Source organism: Ruegeria sp. AI3 (genome assembly GCF_056541245.1).
Genome location: NZ_JBQFYA010000013.1, coordinates 140,691 through 158,606, shown reverse-complemented (window position 1 = coordinate 158,606; position 17,916 = coordinate 140,691). Strand labels below are relative to the sequence as shown.

Annotated in this window: 17 protein-coding genes; 7 read left to right on the top strand and 10 right to left on the bottom strand. The window is 59.1% G+C overall.

Features of this window, described 5'->3' with window-relative positions; genetic code table 11:
- Nucleotides 1–87: 87 nt before the first annotated feature.
- Nucleotides 88–1,230: a DUF3095 domain-containing protein gene (locus ACRZ95_RS18685; RefSeq protein WP_170680791.1), complete on the bottom strand. Its 1,143-nt coding sequence runs from the start codon at nucleotides 1,228–1,230 to the stop codon at nucleotides 88–90.
- A gap of 141 nt (nucleotides 1,231–1,371) precedes the next feature.
- Between ACRZ95_RS18685 and ACRZ95_RS18680 the strand changes: the two genes are divergently transcribed.
- From ACRZ95_RS18680 to ACRZ95_RS18665, 4 genes are all read left to right on the top strand, one after another.
- Entirely contained in the window at nucleotides 1,372–2,544 is a 1,173-nt protein-coding gene (locus ACRZ95_RS18680; RefSeq protein ID WP_170680849.1) for an MFS transporter, read from the top strand.
- Nucleotides 2,545–2,565: 21 nt separating this feature from the next.
- Nucleotides 2,566–3,597, top strand: coding sequence for a glycosyltransferase family 4 protein (locus ACRZ95_RS18675; protein WP_170680786.1), 1,032 nt, complete (start codon nucleotides 2,566–2,568; stop codon nucleotides 3,595–3,597).
- 103 nt (nucleotides 3,598–3,700) lie between these two features.
- Entirely contained in the window at nucleotides 3,701–4,723 is a 1,023-nt protein-coding gene (locus tag ACRZ95_RS18670; protein ID WP_170380274.1) for an aspartate-semialdehyde dehydrogenase, read from the top strand.
- A 160-nt stretch (nucleotides 4,724–4,883) separates the two neighbouring features.
- Nucleotides 4,884–6,716, top strand: coding sequence for an amidohydrolase (locus tag ACRZ95_RS18665; RefSeq protein WP_170680783.1), 1,833 nt, complete (start codon nucleotides 4,884–4,886; stop codon nucleotides 6,714–6,716).
- A gap of 21 nt (nucleotides 6,717–6,737) precedes the next feature.
- Here ACRZ95_RS18665 and ACRZ95_RS18660 read toward each other — a convergent pair whose 3' ends face one another.
- Together ACRZ95_RS18660 and ACRZ95_RS18655 are read right to left on the bottom strand one after the other, a co-directional pair.
- Nucleotides 6,738–7,205, bottom strand: a complete 468-nt coding sequence (locus tag ACRZ95_RS18660) for an SRPBCC family protein (protein ID WP_480555375.1) — start codon at nucleotides 7,203–7,205, stop codon at nucleotides 6,738–6,740.
- A 153-nt stretch (nucleotides 7,206–7,358) separates the two neighbouring features.
- Nucleotides 7,359–8,009, bottom strand: a complete 651-nt coding sequence (locus ACRZ95_RS18655) for a carbonic anhydrase (protein WP_170380271.1) — start codon at nucleotides 8,007–8,009, stop codon at nucleotides 7,359–7,361.
- 144 nt (nucleotides 8,010–8,153) lie between these two features.
- Here ACRZ95_RS18655 and ACRZ95_RS18650 point away from each other — a divergent pair, with 144 nt between their 5' ends.
- From ACRZ95_RS18650 to ACRZ95_RS18640, 3 genes are all read left to right on the top strand, one after another.
- Nucleotides 8,154–8,543 (top strand): hypothetical protein, encoded by a 390-nt coding sequence (locus ACRZ95_RS18650; RefSeq protein WP_170680847.1) that lies wholly within the window; start codon nucleotides 8,154–8,156, stop codon nucleotides 8,541–8,543.
- A 64-nt stretch (nucleotides 8,544–8,607) separates the two neighbouring features.
- On the top strand, nucleotides 8,608–9,990 hold the full coding sequence (locus tag ACRZ95_RS18645) for a M17 family metallopeptidase (protein WP_170680780.1): 1,383 nt from the start codon (nucleotides 8,608–8,610) through the stop codon (nucleotides 9,988–9,990).
- Nucleotides 9,987–10,868, top strand: coding sequence for a C40 family peptidase (locus ACRZ95_RS18640; protein ID WP_170680777.1), 882 nt, complete (start codon nucleotides 9,987–9,989; stop codon nucleotides 10,866–10,868). The genes ACRZ95_RS18645 and ACRZ95_RS18640 overlap by 4 nt, the downstream gene beginning before the upstream one ends.
- 3 nt (nucleotides 10,869–10,871) lie before the next feature.
- Here ACRZ95_RS18640 and ACRZ95_RS18635 read toward each other — a convergent pair whose 3' ends face one another.
- The 7 genes from ACRZ95_RS18635 to ACRZ95_RS18605 form a co-directional block, all read right to left on the bottom strand.
- A complete protein-coding gene (locus ACRZ95_RS18635) occupies nucleotides 10,872–11,222 on the bottom strand; it encodes a DUF2794 domain-containing protein (protein WP_170380289.1) in 351 nt (116 codons plus the stop codon).
- 73 nt (nucleotides 11,223–11,295) lie between these two features.
- Nucleotides 11,296–12,960 (bottom strand): ABC transporter permease, encoded by a 1,665-nt coding sequence (locus ACRZ95_RS18630; RefSeq protein WP_170680774.1) that lies wholly within the window; start codon nucleotides 12,958–12,960, stop codon nucleotides 11,296–11,298.
- 115 nt (nucleotides 12,961–13,075) lie between these two features.
- Complete coding sequence (locus ACRZ95_RS18625; protein ID WP_170680845.1) at nucleotides 13,076–14,293, bottom strand: acyl-CoA synthetase family protein; 1,218 nt, start codon at nucleotides 14,291–14,293, stop codon at nucleotides 13,076–13,078.
- 19 nt (nucleotides 14,294–14,312) lie between these two features.
- Complete coding sequence (locus ACRZ95_RS18620) at nucleotides 14,313–15,146, bottom strand: ABC transporter ATP-binding protein (protein ID WP_170380267.1); 834 nt, start codon at nucleotides 15,144–15,146, stop codon at nucleotides 14,313–14,315.
- Nucleotides 15,147–15,218: 72 nt separating this feature from the next.
- The gene (locus tag ACRZ95_RS18615; RefSeq protein ID WP_170380266.1) at nucleotides 15,219–16,502 is read right to left on the bottom strand and encodes an ABC transporter substrate-binding protein; all 1,284 of its coding nucleotides are present in this window, start codon (nucleotides 16,500–16,502) and stop codon (nucleotides 15,219–15,221) included.
- Nucleotides 16,503–16,577: 75 nt separating this feature from the next.
- Nucleotides 16,578–17,654 carry a branched-chain amino acid ABC transporter permease gene (locus tag ACRZ95_RS18610; protein ID WP_170380265.1) on the bottom strand — a complete coding sequence of 359 codons (1,077 nt, stop codon included), beginning with the start codon at nucleotides 17,652–17,654 and terminating at the stop codon, nucleotides 16,578–16,580.
- A gap of 3 nt (nucleotides 17,655–17,657) precedes the next feature.
- On the bottom strand, nucleotides 17,658–17,915 hold the full coding sequence (locus ACRZ95_RS18605; protein WP_170380264.1) for a hypothetical protein: 258 nt from the start codon (nucleotides 17,913–17,915) through the stop codon (nucleotides 17,658–17,660).
- Nucleotide 17,916: the final 1 nt, after the last annotated feature.

Here is a 17,916-nt window from a genome sequence, read left to right as displayed (position 1 = left end):
CTGAAAAAGCAGAAGGTCTCAAGCCACCAAGAGAGGAAAGACCTATAATATACTGATAAATATCAGTTTAAAGCCGCTAGTGGCAAGCTACACCCGCATCGCCTCGGCGGCTTTTGCATATCCACCCGAAGCCCCATCCACGAAATGCACATGATCGTCCCGCATGGCTGAGGGGACAAAGCAGGTCATCATCGCCTCATCCTGTACGTGCAGGCCGTAGCGGATTTTGCCGCGCCCGCGGGCTTCATCCAGCATACGCTGGAGGCGGTCCAACGTGGCAGGGTCACAGTCCAGCGTCATTTTTAGGCCATCGTCGAATTTGCGGTAGTCTGCGTTTTGGCTGACCATCCGCCGATAGTGACCGGGTTCGAACTGCCCAAGCCGCTTGCCCGTCATAAACAAAAGGGCGATCAACAGGTTCTGCCCGAGCAGCTTCAGTTTTTGCGCAAACAGATTGCCCCCCGCGCGCGAGACATGGGCATCCAAACCTACGTCCGGCGGCGGCCATGTCATCGGAGGTCCGTTTTCCGGAACCGGATGCCCAGAACGATCCAGTTCGGCGGCCATGGTGACAACAGATTGCGCCAGATCCGCAAAATCCCGCTCGGTCGCCTGAGCCGTCGGCTGCACCACGACCGAGACGATCTGGCCATGCTGCGCAGGGCTGTTAGACCAGCGGCAGGACAGGCCGTCCAGATTTGGCTGCGCGTTGGGCGCGGCGGGGTCGACCGAATAGTGCCCGGATTTCATCTGCGCCTCGGCCCAAGCCAGACCTCCTCCCGCGAACATGGCATAGTCCACACCGGTAGACGGGGCATAGCGCGCCACCCTCAGGTCTTTCCCGGCTTTGCGCAGTTCCGCCACCGGGACCAGGGCCGCGCGCAACGGCATCTCAAACTCCTCTTCGGCCCAGCGCCGCAGGGTTGCCAACGCTCCAGCCGCGATATCCGCCGCACTGGGTGGCACGGCGAAGCCTGCCCCATCGCCACCAAAGACATATGGGAAAGGCTTGTTTTCCAGAGCGTTGATCATGGCCGAGATCACCGCAGCACCGACCATGTTGACGGTTTTGTACCGTCCCTGGGCGATCTGCGCGGTCGAATCCACGATGTCGGCAACACCCACAACCCAATCGTCCGGAACCGAGGCAAACTGCGCCGGGTCCGACAGAAGGGTAAAATCGCGCCAAAGCGGCAGGGACTCGTAAAAATCTGAATGGAGGTCTTTCATCGTCCCCCCTTTGTTCCAATTGGAGGTTAAGCTAGCCCGAATGTGATCGCTGTCCTCCCCTTGCAACATAGTACACGTGCTTGTGCGTTTTGCCACGGCGTGCCAATCAGGGCGGTGGAAATGCGCAGGAAAGGGCCGTTCATGCAGGCAGGTTTGGTTGTACTATGTCTGGCTTATGTCCTGAGCCAGTTTTTTCGCGCGTTCCTTGCCGTTCTCAGCCTTGATCTGGCGCGTGATATCGGGGCTTCGCCCGAGGATTTGGCCTTTGCTTCGGGACTTTGGTTCCTGGTCTTTGCCGCGATGCAGCTGCCGGTGGGCTGGGCGCTGGACCGTATTGGACCACGGCTCAGCGCAACCGTCCTGTTGATGATCGGCGGGGCCGGAGGGGCGCTTGTTTTTGCCGCCGCCAGCAGCCCTCTGCATGTCAGCATCGCGATGGCCCTGATCGGTGTTGGCTGTTCACCGGTTCTGATGGCCTCGTACTTCATCTTTGCACGCGAGTATCCTCCGGCTCGGTTTGCTACGCTGGCGGCGCTGATGCTGGGCGTGGGGTCGGTTGGCAATCTTGTTGCGTCCTATCCAACGGCGCTAGCTGTCGAGCTGATGGGCTGGCGCGCCACGATGGTTGGGTTGGCGGTTCTGTCCGCCGCAATCGGCTTGGGCATCTGGTTCAGCGTGCGCGATCCGAAAAAGGTCGAGACCGACCACAAAGGATCTTTGCTGGATCTGCTGAAAGAGCCTGCCTTGTGGCTCATCCTGCCCTTGATGCTGGTCGCTTACGCTCCGGCGGCTGCACTGCGCGGGCTTTGGGCGGGGCCATACCTGAACGATGTGTTCAGCCTGACCACCACGCAAATCGGAACGGCCACGTTGGTGATGGGAACCGCGATGATCGCGGGGACATTTGTTTATGGCCCGCTAGATCGTCTTCTGGGCACCCGCAAATGGGTGATTGTTGGCGGCAATGTCCTCTGTGCGGTCGCGCTTGGGCTTTTGTGCCTGTGGGTCGACAACGCCGTCTGGGTGTCGGTCGTGATGTTGTCGCTGATCGGGTTTCTGGGCGCGAGCTTTCCTGTCATCATGGCCCATGGCCGAGCCTTCATCCCGCCGCATCTGACCGGGCGCGGCGTGACCTTGCTGAACCTATTTGGCATCGGCGGGGTGGGGCTTGCGCAATTTGCCACAGGGCAGATTCACGCCGCCTTTTCCGACGTCAGCCCTACGGCCCCCTACACGGCGATATTCGGCTTTTTCGCCGTGACCCTTGCCATTGGATGCGTGATCTATCTATTCAGCCGGGATAGCGTCGACTGACGCAACGATCAGGAGAGCCCGGTGAAAGACCCCGTCGTCATTGCCCCCAATCTCAAACGCAGGCTTTCGGGCGTGACGGCAACGATTGCGCGGTTGGTCCCTTTGCAGGTGCAACAGATCGACATCGCCGCTACCGGGCCGGGCCTACCCGCTGACATCCCGCATATCCCACTGGGCCACCTGCCTTTCCTGTCCCGTCGCACGCTGCGGGTCTGGCACGCGCGCCGCAATACCGAGATGCTTCTGGGCCTGATCCTGCGCAATGTGTTCCGGTTGAAGTTGAAGCTGCTCTTTACTAGCGCTTCGCAACGGGCGCACACAGGCTACACCAAATGGCTGATCGACAAGATGGACGCGATTGTCGCGACCTCGCGCAAGACCGCAGGCTATCTGGAACGGGACGCGCAGGTGATCATGCATGGCATCAACCTAGACGACTTTACTCCGCCTGAGGACAAAGCCGCCCTTCGCGCGCGGCTGGGCCTGCCGGAGGGCCTGCTGCTTGGCTGCTACGGCCGTATCCGCCATCAAAAAGGCACGGACGCGTTCGTCGACGCCATGATTGATCTGTGCGCGCGATTCAAGGACGTCTCGGGCATCGTCATGGGCCGCGCGACGGAAAAACACACGGTTTTTCTAGCAGAGCAGAAAGACAAGGTCGCCAAGGCGGGCCTGTCGGACCGTATCCTCTTTATGCCCGAGGTGGCGGTCGACCAGATTGCCGAATGGTATCAGGTTCTGGACCTATTCATTGCCCCCCAACGGTGGGAGGGTTTCGGCCTCACCCCGCTTGAGGCGATGGCCTGCGGTGTTCCGGTCGTGGCAACAGATGTCGGCGCGTTTTCCGAGATTGTGACCGACCCGTCTCTGGGCCGCGTGGTGACCCCGGGTGATATCCCGGCACTGGCCAATGCGGCGGCAGAAATGCTGGAAAACCGTGATTCCCTGTCTCAGGCCGGACAGGCCGCCCGCGCCCATGTGGAGCAGAATTTCGATATCCAAGGCGAAGCACAGACCCTTGTGACCCTCTACAAGCGCCTGCTGAGCGAGTGAAGCGCCTCAAATCGGCGTCATTCGTCGAAATACGGCGCAAAAGCCCTTTTGTCCCGACGGCAACGCGGCTATGAACGCGCGTCCTTAACTTTGGAGACATGAAATGGGCTATCGCGTCGTCGTCGTCGGCGCCACTGGTAATGTGGGCCGCGAAATGCTGAACATCCTGGCGGAACGCCAGTTCCCCGTGGACGAAATTGCCGTGCTGGCAAGCCGTCGTTCGCTGGGTACTGAGGTGACATTTGGCGACAAGACACTCACGACCAAAGACCTGGACACCTTTGATTTCACCGGCTGGGATATGGCCCTGTTCGCTGTAGGCTCTGCCGCGACCAAGGACTATGCACCCAAAGCCGCTGCGGCGGGCTGCGTGGTGATCGACAACTCGTCGCTCTATCGCTACGACCCCGAGATCCCTCTGATCGTGCCGGAATGCAACCCGCAAGCGATCCACGACTACAAGAACAAGAACATTATCGCCAACCCCAACTGCTCGACCGCGCAGATGGTCGTCGCGCTGAAGCCGCTGCATGACCGCGCCAAGATCAAACGCGTTGTTGTCTCGACCTATCAGTCGGTGTCCGGTGCGGGCAAAGAGGGCATGGACGAGCTGTGGGAACAGACCAAAGCCGTCTACAACCCGATCAACGAGGTTGAGCCGAAGAAGTTCCAGAAGCAGATCGCCTTCAACGTCATCCCTCAGATCGACGTCTTCATGGAAGACGGCTCGACCAAGGAAGAATGGAAGATGGTTGTCGAGACAAAGAAGATCGTCGATCCGTCGATCAAGGTCACAGCCACCTGCGTTCGCGTGCCCGTGTTCGTTGGCCACTCCGAGGCCGTGAACATCGAGTTCGAAGAATTCCTCGACGAAGACGAAGCCCGCGATATCTTGCGCGAAGCGCCGGGCATCATGGTGATCGACAAGCGTGAGGCCGGCGGCTACGTCTCGCCTACCGAATGCGTAGGCGATTTCGCAACCTTCATCAGCCGCATCCGTCAGGACTCGACCGTTGAAAACGGCATCAACCTGTGGTGCGTCTCGGACAACCTGCGCAAGGGTGCCGCCCTGAACGCAGTCCAGATTGCCGAGCTTCTGGGTCGTGAGGTTCTGAAAAAGGGCTGACGCCTGAGTTAATATTCTTCGCAAGGGGCCGTTTCGTAAGAAGCGGCCCTTTTTCTTTGCGTGTGCTCAGCCATGATGCCGTTCAAGACAAAGGACAGACAAAGCAATCCGTGCTAAGTTGCGCCCATAGCCTTAAGAAAACCATCCAAAGGGTTTCACGATGCGCATTTTCTCTGTTCCTTTCATAATACTCGCCACTCTTTCTCCGCTGTCCGCGACATCACAAGAGATAGCCGATACGATCTATTCCGGCGGTCCCATTCTGACGATCAATGATGACCAGCCCTCGGCCGAGGCCGTGGCGGTCCGCGATGGCCGCATTCTGGCAGTTGGATCGCTTGCAGATATGGCCGCGCATCAAGGCGATGGGACCACAGCGTTTGATCTGGCAGGGCGCGCAATGTTGCCTGGATTTGTCGACAGCCACGGGCACGTTGTGATGGGCGGGCTGCAAGCCTTGTCGGCCAACATGCTGGCACCTCCGGACGGAGAGGTGACAGACATCGCCAGCCTGCAGGCCACTCTGACAGCTTGGGCCGAGGCAAATGCCGAAGCCGTGGAAAACGCGAACATGATCATTGGCTTTGGGTATGACAATGCGCAACTGGCCGAGCTGCGGCATCCCACGCGCCAGGATCTGGATGCTGTTTCCACCACCATACCCGTCGTGATCATCCACCAATCCGGACATTTGGGTGTGGGCAACTCAAAGGCACTGGAACTGGCGGGCATCACGGCCGAATCCGAAGCGCCGCCAGGCGGCGTTATCCAGCGGGATGAAAACGGAGAACCCAACGGAGTGCTAGAGGAATACGCGTTTTTCGCCTTGTTAGTGCCTCTTCTCGGCGATCTGGGCGAAGACGGTCTGGCTGAATTTGCCCGTGCCGGCAGCGCGCTTTGGGCGCGGTTCGGATACACCACCGGGCAAGAGGGCCGATCATCCGGTGAGATCGTCGAGGTGCTGAAAAAGGTTGGGGCCAATGGCGAACTGCCCATTGACGTGGTTGCCTTTCCTGACGTTCTGGAGGCGCAGGACTACATTGGTAGCAATGTCTCAGGGGACTACACGAATAGGGTCCGTGTGGGCGGCTGCAAGCTGACCATTGATGGCTCGCCCCAGGGTTTCACGGCGCTGCGCGACCGTCCCTACTACGATCCGGTTGGCTCTTACCCCGCAGGCTACGCGGGCTATTCCGCGATCACGATGGAGCAGCTTCAGGACGCGGTGAACTGGTGCTATGAGAACGGCATTCAGATCCTGGTGCATTCCAATGGCGAAGGCGCATCGGACATGCTGATCGCCGCTCTGGAAGAAGCCCAAATGAAATACGGCGACCCCGGAAATCGTCCGGTTTTGATCCATGGCCAGTTTCTGCGCGAGGATCAGGTCGTCAGTTTCAAGCGCTTGGGCGTTTTCCCATCTGTCTTTCCAATGCACACCTTTTATTGGGGAGACTGGCATCGCGACCATACCGTCGGCCCGATCAACGGTGAGAATATCTCGCCGACCGGATGGATACGAGAGCGTGAAATGATGTTCGGGACGCATCACGACGCGCCGGTCGCTTTGCCCGACAGCATGCGTGTTCTGGCCGCGACAGTGACGCGACGTACCCGGTCAGGCGACATCCTTGGCCCTCATCAACGTGTCGATGTCATGACCGCGCTCAAGGCCATGACAATTTGGCCCGCATGGCAGCATTTCGAAGAGGATCAGAAGGGCTCGATCGAGGTTGGGAAGGTAGCTGACTTCGTAATCCTTTCGGACGATCCGACGGCGGTGGACCCCGAAACCCTGGCCGAGCTACAGGTTCTGGTGACCGTGAAGAACAATACAGTTGTCTACGAAGCTAAAGAAGGCATCCGAGAAGGAAAGCTGGACGTCTCACCCTTTTCTAACGATCCGGTTGTTGCACATACCTTCCTGCACGCGATTTATCAGGGGATGAAAGTCGAACAGCCTTGGCTGGCGACGGAACCAAAACGCAATTAAAGGGCGTTTCCGAGGGAAGGGCTATCCCTGCCCTTCCACCAAAACCTTGAGGTTCATCAGACCGCGCTCATAGTTCGGGCCAAGCCAGCGGTCCATCATTACCCCCATCCAACGAGACATCGGATTCATGCCCAACTCAGACTCGAAGCCCCATGTCACCTGCGTCTGATCTTCATCGGGCTGCAGCAGGAATGCGGCTGTGGCGGTCCCCATCGGGCCGAAATCAAGCGCGGTCTGGATGCTTTGGTTTTCGACGCTCGCGACAATCTCTTGCGATCCGGTGCCGACCTGCGGATCGTCAGAGCTCCAGTTCAAAATATTCCCAACCCCCGACTCTGGCCCGGAATAGGTCAGCTTGGTCTCTGGGTCCCGGTGCAACCAGGGTGACCAATGCTCGGTCTGCTGCATCGAGTTCAGATAGGGAAAGATCACCTCAGGCGCGGCGTTGATGGTGATACTGCGGGATACATCAGCTTTTGAGGGCAGCAACTACGCGACGCCGACCAGTGCTAGTACAAGAACGATCAGGCCAAGAAAAACGCGTTTAATCAATTTCATAATATGCTCCAAAGGGTAATTCCTTTGTCCGGAGCATATCATAGAAAATTGGATGGAACTGCCGTTTAACGCGATGCTAGGGCGTCAGACCGGAACGAACTTTTTCTGATAGGGGTCGAAACACTCCAACCCGCCCGCGCCGATATCTGTCCAAAGCCCGTGCAGGCTGAGCGTGTCGTTCTTGACCGCGTCGGAAACAAAAGGGAACGTCATCAGGTTTTCCAACGACGCAACGACGGCCTGACGTTCAAACTGGCGGGCCTGCTCGACGCCATCTTCGATATCCGCAACCTGTTCATACTTGGGCTTGAGGATATCCATCCAACGGCCAACAAAGCTTTCTTTTGCTTCCAGCTGCGGAGCTTCACCCTTGCACATGTCGATACAGCCCTGCACCCCACCGCATTGCGAATGACCAAGCACGATCAGATGCGCCACTTTCAACGCGGTCACCGCATATTCGATGGCTGCACTGGTCCCGTGGTGATCCCCATCCGGAGCGTAAGGGGGCACCAGGTTGGCAATGTTGCGGTGAATGAAGAACTCGCCCTGATCGGCACCGAAGATCGCGGTCACATGAACGCGGCTGTCGCAACAGCAAATCACCATCGCACGGGGGCGCTGCCCCTCATCCGCCAAACGCCGATACCAGACCTGATTTTCGGAATAGGTCGTCGCTTTCCAGCCGTGATACCGTTTCACCAGATAGGTCGGCAAAGGTTTGGCTAAATCCATTTCGGCATTCCCGTCTTTCGTTGCGTAGGCTGCTGTAAACCGAATTCAAGAAAAATTCGAGCCATTATCCAAATTCATCGCAAGGTTTTGCAAAGGAATTGACAGCAAGGATCAATGCCACGCCGTGGGGGCGATGAAACTAGGGTGAATGTGGTGGAAAACATAATCAGGCTTGAACACAAGGAAACCGTGCGACTGGATCCGGATCGCCTCAGCGGGCTGTACCGGCAATTGGGCGACAAGAACGCGCTGGACGTGCTGTGCCGCACGGTCGAGGAACTGGCCGTGCGCTTATCGAATTGCGAACGGCACTGGCGGCAGCGCGATTGGGAGGCCTTGCGCAAATGCGCCAAGTCGCTGGTGGCAATCGCCGATCAGATTGGAATGACGGCGCTGGCGCGGGTTGCGAGCGATGTCACCGGCGCCGTAGATGCGGGCGATGCCGTTGCAGCAGGTGCAACGCTGGGGCGGTTGATCCGGGTTGGAGAGCGCTCTCTGACCGCGATCTGGGATCAGCAGGACCTTTCGGTGTGACGGGGGTTGCGGGCAGGCCGCAGGCGGATAGTCTGGTCGCAAATTCATTCAGCCCGAGACGACTATGACCCTCAGCTTTGCCCAACCCTCTGACACCTCTGTGCCGCTGCATGTGGTGGCGCAACCTGATCTGGACGATTGGCTGGCCGGTCAGTCCGATCACATCCGAAATTGGGTAACGGCAAACGGGTTCAAGGGCGCTTTGGGTCAGGTCCTGACGGTTCCAAGCACGGAAGGCGGTGCGGGGTTCGCGCTGGCCGGATACGGGACCGAGGGCAAGCGCGCCCGCAAGCGGTTCCCTCTGGCCGCTGCCGCGGATGCGCTGCCCGAAGGCAGCTACCACATCGCGGCCGGCGTCCCGGCGGAACATCTGGAGATGGAGTGTCTGGGCTGGTTGCTGACCGGCTACGCCTTTGATCGCTATGCGCCTCAATCCGCCGCCAAGGCGCGACTGGTTGCCCCTGAAGGCGTTGATGCCGCGCGGTTAGAGGTACTGGCAAATGCCGAGGCGCTGACCCGCGATCTGGTCAACACGCCAGCCTCCGATATGGGGCCGGATCAACTGCAAGCGGCAGCCGAGGCGTTGGCGGACGAATTCGGAGCCACGTGCAAAACGATCACCGGAGACGCGCTACTGGAGCAGAATTTCCCTATGATTCATACGGTTGGGCGCGCCGCAGATCAGGCCCCGCGACTGATCGAGATGAATTGGGGCGCGCGCGGGCCGACGCTGACGCTCGTCGGCAAGGGTGTGTGTTTCGATACCGGCGGGCTGAACCTGAAACCGGGCGCGTCGATGGGTCTGATGAAAAAGGACATGGGGGGTGCCGCCAATGTTCTGGGCCTTGCCCGGATGATCATGGCGCTGAACCTGCCGCTGCAACTGCGGGTGCTGATCCCGGCGGTCGAGAATGCGGTCGCGAGCAACGCCTTCCGTCCCGGAGATATCCTGACCTCTCGTAAGGGTTTGACGGTCGAGATCAACAACACCGATGCAGAGGGGCGGCTGGTTCTGGCCGACGCGCTGGAGCTGGCGGATGAGGGGAAACCGGACCTCGTGATCTCGATGGCGACCCTGACCGGCGCGGCGCGCGTGGCCGTGGGGCCCGATCTGGCACCGTTCTACACAGATGACGATCGCGCCGCCGGGGCGCTGAGCAAAGCTGCCGCCCAAGCCGCTGATCCAGTCTGGCGCATGCCCTTCCACACACCCTATGAGACGATGATCGAACCTGGCATTGCCGATCTGGACAACGCGCCCTCGGGCGGGTTCGCGGGGTCGATCACCGCAGCCCTGTTCCTGCGCCGCTTTGTCGAAAACAGCAATTACATGCATTTCGACATCTATTCCTGGCAGCCCAGCAAACAACCGGGTCGCAGTAAGGGTGGATTGGGGCAAGGCCCACGCGCCCTGCTGACCGCACTGCCCGAGATTTTGGGCCTATGACAGATCGCAGGCTCTTACCCTTCAACGGACGGTTCGCGCATTCTTCCCTGAAAGGTCAGGTCGAGGCTGAGGTTTTTACAGACGGCGAACCCTTTCGGATTCAAAGGTTCGTAGAGGACATTCTGGACGAACCCAATGGCACTCGTCAGTGCCAAATGGTGTCCGGAGAAGTCTTTATCATTCTCGACAAAACGGACAATTCCCTGTTCGGATACCGCAAAAAAGACGGTTATGTCGGATGGATCAGACCCGGAATTCAAAAGCGCCCGATTGAGCCGACGCATCGAGTTTGCGTGCCCAGAGCGGTCTCGTTGGAACACCCTGATGTGACCAAAAACGCGAATGAAAGAATTCTACCTTTCGGAACACTCGTTGAATACTGGCCGCGTCGTGACCCGGACCGTGAAAACGCCATTCGATCAACCGGCTGGGTTTGCGTGAAGGAGGAGGGTTATGTCCCGACGGCTCGGTATATTCGCGAAACTCAGCTGGCCGAATTGGACTGGGTGGCGTCCGATCCTGTGACCGTCGCGGAACAGTTTCTTGCCACCCCTTACCTCTACGGTGGTGACACAGGGCTTGGCATTGATTGTTCGGGCCTGGTTCAGATTGCGTATCAGTCCTGCGGAATGGCCTGCCCGCGCGATAGTGACATGCAATCTAGGTTTTTCAGGCCGATTTCAAAACCTGGCTTGCGCCGAGGCGATCTGGTGTTTTGGAAAGGTCATGTGGGCATGATGCTGGATAAAGATACGCTTTTGCACTCAAACGCATATCACATGGCCGTCGCGAAAGAGCCTCTGGAGGAGGCCATCGCGCGTATCGGTCAAAAGGAATTCGGCGCCGTAACTGGCTACGGGCGGCATCCGGAGCTTTAGGCTCTAATCCGGAGAAACTGAGCGGATCAGCTTGCGCTCGAGCACCCTTAGAACCGTGCGCAGATCGTGGCCGCGTTTCAGGATACGCCCGTCCATCCCAACAACGGAATACATCCCCTGCTTTTGGCGCAGGCGGGGGTGTTTCTCGATCCGGTAGATGGGATGCTCGGCGGTACGTCGGAAGATCGAAAAAATCGCCATGTCGCGCAGGTTGGAAATTCCGTAGTCGCGCCATTCTCCGGCGGCGACCATCTTGCCATAGACGGACAGGATATGGGACATCTCGCGCCGGTCGAACGCGACGGGCATCTGGGCCGAGTTTGTTGGGAACCGGCTGGGAGGCTGCATGTTCATACCACAAGCCTTGCCGGAAAACGCGGCTGAATCAAGCCCGATGCGCAAGCGGGCCATAATTCGTCAACGGGTGTTACCGCCGTCCGACTTGTCGACATATCAGGATCACAGGCAGTAATCCAACGGCCAGAATGACCAAGGATGGCACCGCCGCCCCCTCGAGCCGCTCGTCCGAGGCCAGCCGGTATGCCTGCACCGCCAGCGTGTCAAAGTTGAAGGGACGCATGATCAGCGTTGCAGGCAATTCCTTCATCACGTCGACAAATACGATCAACAGGGCCGTCAGCAACGAGGGCGTCAGGATCGGCAGATGCACCCGCCTGAGCGTGCCCAGAGGTGTCTGCCCCAAAGACCGGGCTGCGGCGTCCATATTGGCGTGAACCGTACTCTGCCCGCCTTCATAAGCACTTAGGGCCGCCGCAAGGAACCGCACCATATAGGCCGCCACCAGCAGCCAGATTGACCCGGTCACTAGCAGGCCGGTCGATACGTCAAATGTCGCGCGCATCCACGCGTCCAACGCGTTGTCAAAGCTGGCAAAAGGCACCAATAGTCCAACCGCGATCACTCCACCCGGCACCGCATAGCCTAGCCGCGCGATATAACCCGCGATGGTCGAGGGCCGCCCCGGCCTCAAGCGCTGAAAGAACCCGACACTGACGGCCGCAATAACTGTGATGACAGCAGCCGTCCCGGCAAGAGTCAGCGAGTTCTGAATGAAGCCGAGGTAGCGGGGCGACAGCAGGTTCTGCTCGGATTTCAACCCCATCTCGAACAGAACGACCACCGGCAGCAGGAACCCGAAAAACACGGGAATGGCGCAGAGGGCAAAAGCACCGATCGCGCGCCATCCAGTCAGTTGCGCTGCGGGCAGAGCTGCATGTTGCTTGCCCGCTTGATAATACTTGGCCTTGCCGCGCCGCGTGCGTTCAGCCACAGCCAATACAAGCGCGAAGGTCAGCAAGCACAAGGCCAGTTGTGCGGCGCCTGCACGATCTCCCAGCGAAAACCAACTGGTATAAATGCCCGTGGCGAAGGTCTGGACGCCAAAATACGAGACGGTTCCGAAATCGGCGATGGTCTCCATGATCGCCAGAAGAACGCCTCCGGCAATGGCAGGACGCGCCATCGGCAGCGAAACCCGCCGAAAGGCCAGCCAAGGGCTGTTTCCCAACGCCCGCGCCGCCAGAAACGCGGTAGCGCTTTGCTGCAGGAACGCTGCCCGCGCCAGCAGGTAGACATAGGGATATAGCACCAGCGTCAGCATCACCGCCGCGCCCTCGGTCGAGCGGATTTCGGGGAACCAGTAGTCGCGCGGCCCCCAACCCGTCACATCGCGCAGCGTGGCCTGTACGATACCGGGATGGTCCAATATGAACGTGTAGGCATAGGCCAGAACGTAGGCCGGGAAGGCCAGCGGCAGGACTAGCGCGATCTCCAACAGGCGCACGCCGGGGAACCGCGTCATCGTCACCAGCCAAGCGGCTCCGGTCCCGATGCTGAAAGTGCCAACAGCCACCAGGACCACCAATATGGCGGTGGTCATCGTGTAGCGGGGCAGCACGGTTTCAGCCAGGTGCGAGATGGTTTCCGTGCCACCGGTCAGCGCCGCCAGAACCACCGCAACCATCGGCAACAGACAGGCCGCCGCCACGACATAGGCAATGGCCGCCAAAAGCCGCGTGCCACGCACACCGCGGTTTCGTGATCCATTTTCAGAATATTCGATCAGGGCCATTGTCCGGGCTTGTAAGTGGCGAGGGCGTCTTCTTTCTCGACTAAAACGCTAGGAAACACCAGTGCCCGGAGCAACAAATCTTGCAACAAATCTGCGGCATCAAACGCCGCAGATATCAGTCATAGACCCGCTGATCCTCGATCACCAGACCATCCTTGGGCAAGGACCCCGGGGCCACAACCTCGATCGCGCCTTTCAGCTTCAGCACTTCGGCCACGGATTTCGCATAAGCCATGTCATCGCCACCAGCGCTTTCGATCTGGACGGTCATTGTGTCCATCTCACCCTGACGGGCCGCAATCACGCGGGCTTTGACGATCTCGGCATGTTTGTCGACCAGCGCGGCCACCTGCTCGGGCCGGACGAACATGCCCTTGATCTTGGTGGTCTGATCGGCACGCCCCATCCATCCCATGATCCGAGCGTTCGTACGACCGCAAGGCGACTGACCCGGCATAATGGCCGACAGGTCACCGGTCGCAAACCGGATCAGCGGGTAATCTGGGTTGAGAGAGGTCACCACGACCTCGCCAACCTCACCAGTCGCAACCGGAGTTCCGGTGCCAGGGGTGACGATTTCGACGATGACGTGTTCGTCCAAAATCATCCCCTCCATCGCGGCGCTCTCATAGGCGATATTGCCCAGATCGGCCGTGGCATAACATTGCAGACAGGCAATGCCGCGATCCGCGTATTCCTGCCGCAACGAGGGGAACAGCGCGCCCCCACCCACAGCGGCCTTTGAGAAACTCAGCGCAACGCCCATGGCATCGGCCTTGTCCAGAATGACCTTCAGATAGTCCGGCGTGCCCGCGTAGGCCGTGCATCCAACGTCGCGAGCCGCGGTCACCTGCAGCTCGGTCTGGCCGGTTCCGGCAGGCAGAACAGCCGCGCCAACCGCACGTGCGCCGTTTTCAAAGATCATGCCCGCAGGCGTCAGGTGATAGCCGAAGCAATTCTGAACAATGTCGCCCGCGCCGACACCGGCAGCGTTCAGGAACCGGCCCATGCGCCACCAATCGTGGTCTGTGCTGCCAGGCTCATAGATCGGGCCGGGGGATTGGAACACATGGTGAAAGTGCCGCGCCGGTTTGACTGTAAAGCCGCCAAAGGGCGGGCGCTCTCCTTGCGCGCGGGTCAGGTCCGACTTGCGTAGCACCGGTAGCATGGGCAGGTCTTCGGCCGTTTTCACCGTATTAGTGTCTATTTCAGCGAAATGCGCCATGAACCCAGGCGCAGACCGCGCCCGTTCCAGTTGCGACTGCAGCGCCATCGCCTGATCCGAGGCGCGCTGATCCGCCGAGCGCGTTTCGAGTGCGTCGAAATAGGTCATCGCCATATCCTCCATCAGATCACAACCACCGCTTGCGGCGGCGGTACGAGCGCACATCGCGAAAGCTTTTTCGGCCTTCATCCGACATGCCGAGATAGAATTCCTTCACATCCGGGTTCTCACGTAGTTCGGCAGCAGGGCCGTCCATCACCACGCGACCGGATTCCAGAATATAGCCGTAATGCGCAAACCTGAGCGCCACATTGGTGTTCTGCTCGGCCAATAGGAACGAAACGCCTTCTTTCTCGTTCAGATCTCTTACGATGCCGAAAATCTCTTCGACCAGCTGCGGGGCAAGCCCCATCGAGGGTTCATCCAGCAGGATCGTCTCGGGCCGTGACATTAGCGCGCGGCCCATCGCGACCATCTGCTGTTCCCCGCCCGAAGTATAGCCCGCCTGACTTTTGCGGCGCTCTTTCAGGCGCGGGAAGTAATTGTAAACCAGCTCCAGATCGCTCTGGATCGCGGCATTGCCGTCCTTGCGGGTATAGGCCCCGGTCAGCAGGTTTTCCTCGACCGTGAGGTGTTCGAAACAGTGGCGGCCTTCCATCACCTGAATGACGCCTTTTTCCACCAGATCCGCCGGGTCGCTTTCATGAACGCTTTGGCCGCGATACTTGATCGAGCCCTTGGTGACCTCACCCCGTTCGGAATGCAGTAGGTTCGACACCGCCTTAAGCGTCGTGGTCTTGCCCGCGCCATTCCCCCCAAGCAGCGCCGTGATGCCGCCTTTGGGAACCGTCAGGCTGACGCCCTTCAGCACGAGGATCACGTGATTGTAGATCACCTCGATATTGTTGACCTCAAGCAGGGTTTCCGCCTGCACATCCGTGGTTTGGGCCGCATCCAGCATCAGCGCCTATCCTCGTTCGCGTGTTCGGGTCAGGGCGGCAGCAAACCGCCGCCCCGCTTGGTTCAGAGCGCTTTAGTTGCAGCGCGTTTCGATATTGTTTTCAGCCGCATAAGCCGCCGAGTCTTCTGCGATCAGAGCGTTGATGACTTCGGCATCTGTCGGTTTGAAGTCCTGAACCGGGTTCCAGGTTCCGGCCGCTGCATCCCACTGGACCACGCCCACAAGACCGGGGCCGCCATGGTTTTCACAGGAAACCGAGAATTCCGGCCCGAAACCGACCATGCCCAGACCTTCCATCTTGGCATTGGTGATTTCCAACGCTTCCATGCCATCGCGCATCATTGACGCGTCGATCTCGGCAGTGCCGTGCATTTCCTGCGCAGTCTTTACCGCTTCAGCCGCCAACATCGCAGCATAGAGACCGCGGTTGTACTGAACAGTGCCCAGTTGATCCCCTGCGCCTGCGGCTTTACCGGCATCGACGACGTATTTCTGCAGATCGTCATAGACCGGATAGTCCATACCCAGGCCCGTGAAGGTCAGGGCCTTGTAGCCGGTGGCCTTTTCACCTGCAGGCTCGACATCGAATTCAGCACCTGACCACCAGACGCCAATGAAGTTCTCCATCGGGAAGCGAATGTTGGCCGCTTCCTGAACCGCAACTTGGTTCATGACGCCCCAGCCCCACATGATCACAAAATCGGGCTTTTCGCGGCGGATTTGCAGCCACTGCGACTTCTGCTCCTGACCTGGGTGGTCGACAGGCAGCAGAGACAGCTCATAGCCGTGCTTTTCGGCCAGCGTTTCCAGAGTGCGGATCGGCTCTTTGCCGTAGGCAGAGTTGTGGTAGACCAACGCGATTTTCTTGCCGCTCAGGTCTCCGCCGTTTTCATCCAGCAGATAGTTAATCGCGCCCGAAGCTCCGTTCCAGTAGTTGGCCGGATAGTTGAACACGTGGCTGAACACCTCGCCATTCGCAGCCGAGGTCCGGCCATATCCCATTGTGTGCAAGGGAATGCCATCTGCCGTCACTTTCGGGATCAGCTGATAGGTAATTCCGGTGGACAGCGGTTGATAGACCAGCGCACCTTCGCCCTTGGTCGATTCATAGCATTCCACACCTTTTTCAGTGTTATAGCCGGTTTCGCATTCGATAACCTTGGCTGGAACACCCCCGATGCCGCCATCGCGTTCATTCAGCAGGGTGAAATAGTCGGCGTAACCGTCAGCAAACGGAATACCGCCTGCCGCGTAGGGACCCGTCCGGTAGCTGAGCGACGGGAACACAAGGTCGGCCATGACCGGGCCTGCGGCCATCACGGCGCCCAGCGCCAGGGTTGCCAGTTTCTTGTTCATCGGGTGTCTCCTCCCTTGATTGATCCGATGGTGGTTTCGGGCGTTTGCGCCCGTCTTTTTTGATTGGGCCTGTCCCTAGTGCGGGAATGGCCAGAGTCTGAGTTTCTCCTTGGCGACACGCCAAAGCTGCGCCAGCCCATGTGGTTCGAGGATCAGGAACATGATGATCAGCCCGCCTACGATCACGAGGTTCAGGTGCGCCACAATGTCCGTGGGCCAACCCAGCAGGTCTACACCGATCAACTTCAGCACGACCGGCAACAGCACAAGGAAAGCCGCCCCTGCAAAGGACCCAAAAATAGACCCTAATCCACCGATAATGACCATGAACAGCACTAGGAATGATTTCTGGATGCCAAAGACCTCACCGACTTCGACCGCGCCCAGATAGACCGCGAAGAACAGCGCCCCTGCGATGCCTACGAAGAACGAGCTGACGGCAAAGGCGGTCAATTTGGCCTTGAGGGGGTTCACGCCAATGATTTCGGCAGCGATATCCATGTCTCGGATCGCCATCCAGGTCCGGCCCGTGGTGCCCCGCGTCAGGTTGCGCGCGAGGATGGCGCAGACGGTCAGGAAAATCAGGCAGAACAGATAGGTCGCCCATGCCGGAGCATTTGGACCGGTTATGATGATACCAAACACATCCCGTTCCGGCGCGTTGATCTGACCCGAAGCCGAGTAGTTGTAGAACCACGGCACTCGGTTAAACAGCCAGACCAAAAAGAACTGCGCCGCAAGCGTCGCCACGGCCAGATAGAACCCCTTGATCCGCAGGCTCGGCAAGCCGAACAACACGCCCACAAAGGCCGTGATACCTCCGGCAAGGATCACGTGGATGAACATGCTGACATCCGGGAAAGCAGTCATCAGCTTGTAGCAGGCATAGGCACCCACAGCCATGAACCCTCCGGTCCCCAGCGAGACCTGCCCGCAATAGCCCACAAGGATGTTCAGCCCGATCGCCGCGATGGCGTAGATCAGAAAGGGCAGCAGCAGGGCGTTGGCCCAATAATCGTTGATGATGAAGGGTATGATCCCGAACGCCACCGCCAGCACGACATAGTAGCGATACCGGTCAAACTTGATCGGGAAAGTCTGGCTGTCAGCAATGTACGAGGTTTTGAAGTCCCCGGCCTCACGATAGAACATATCTTACTTTCCCCATTCTTCCTGCGCCCGGTTCCGGGCCGCGGCGTCCAATTGGTTTGAGCCCTTGGCGTATCCGCTCGCCTCAGACGCGCGGACCAGTTTCAAATAGGCCAGAACGCCCATGATCAGACCCGCAAAAGCCAGGATTGCCGCGATGGTCAGCTGGCCTTCGGAAAGATCGTCCGAGGTCAGGGCTATATACCCAAACGCCCAGAACCCGGCCCATGCGATGACGTTGATGATGGCGATCAGCTTGGTCATC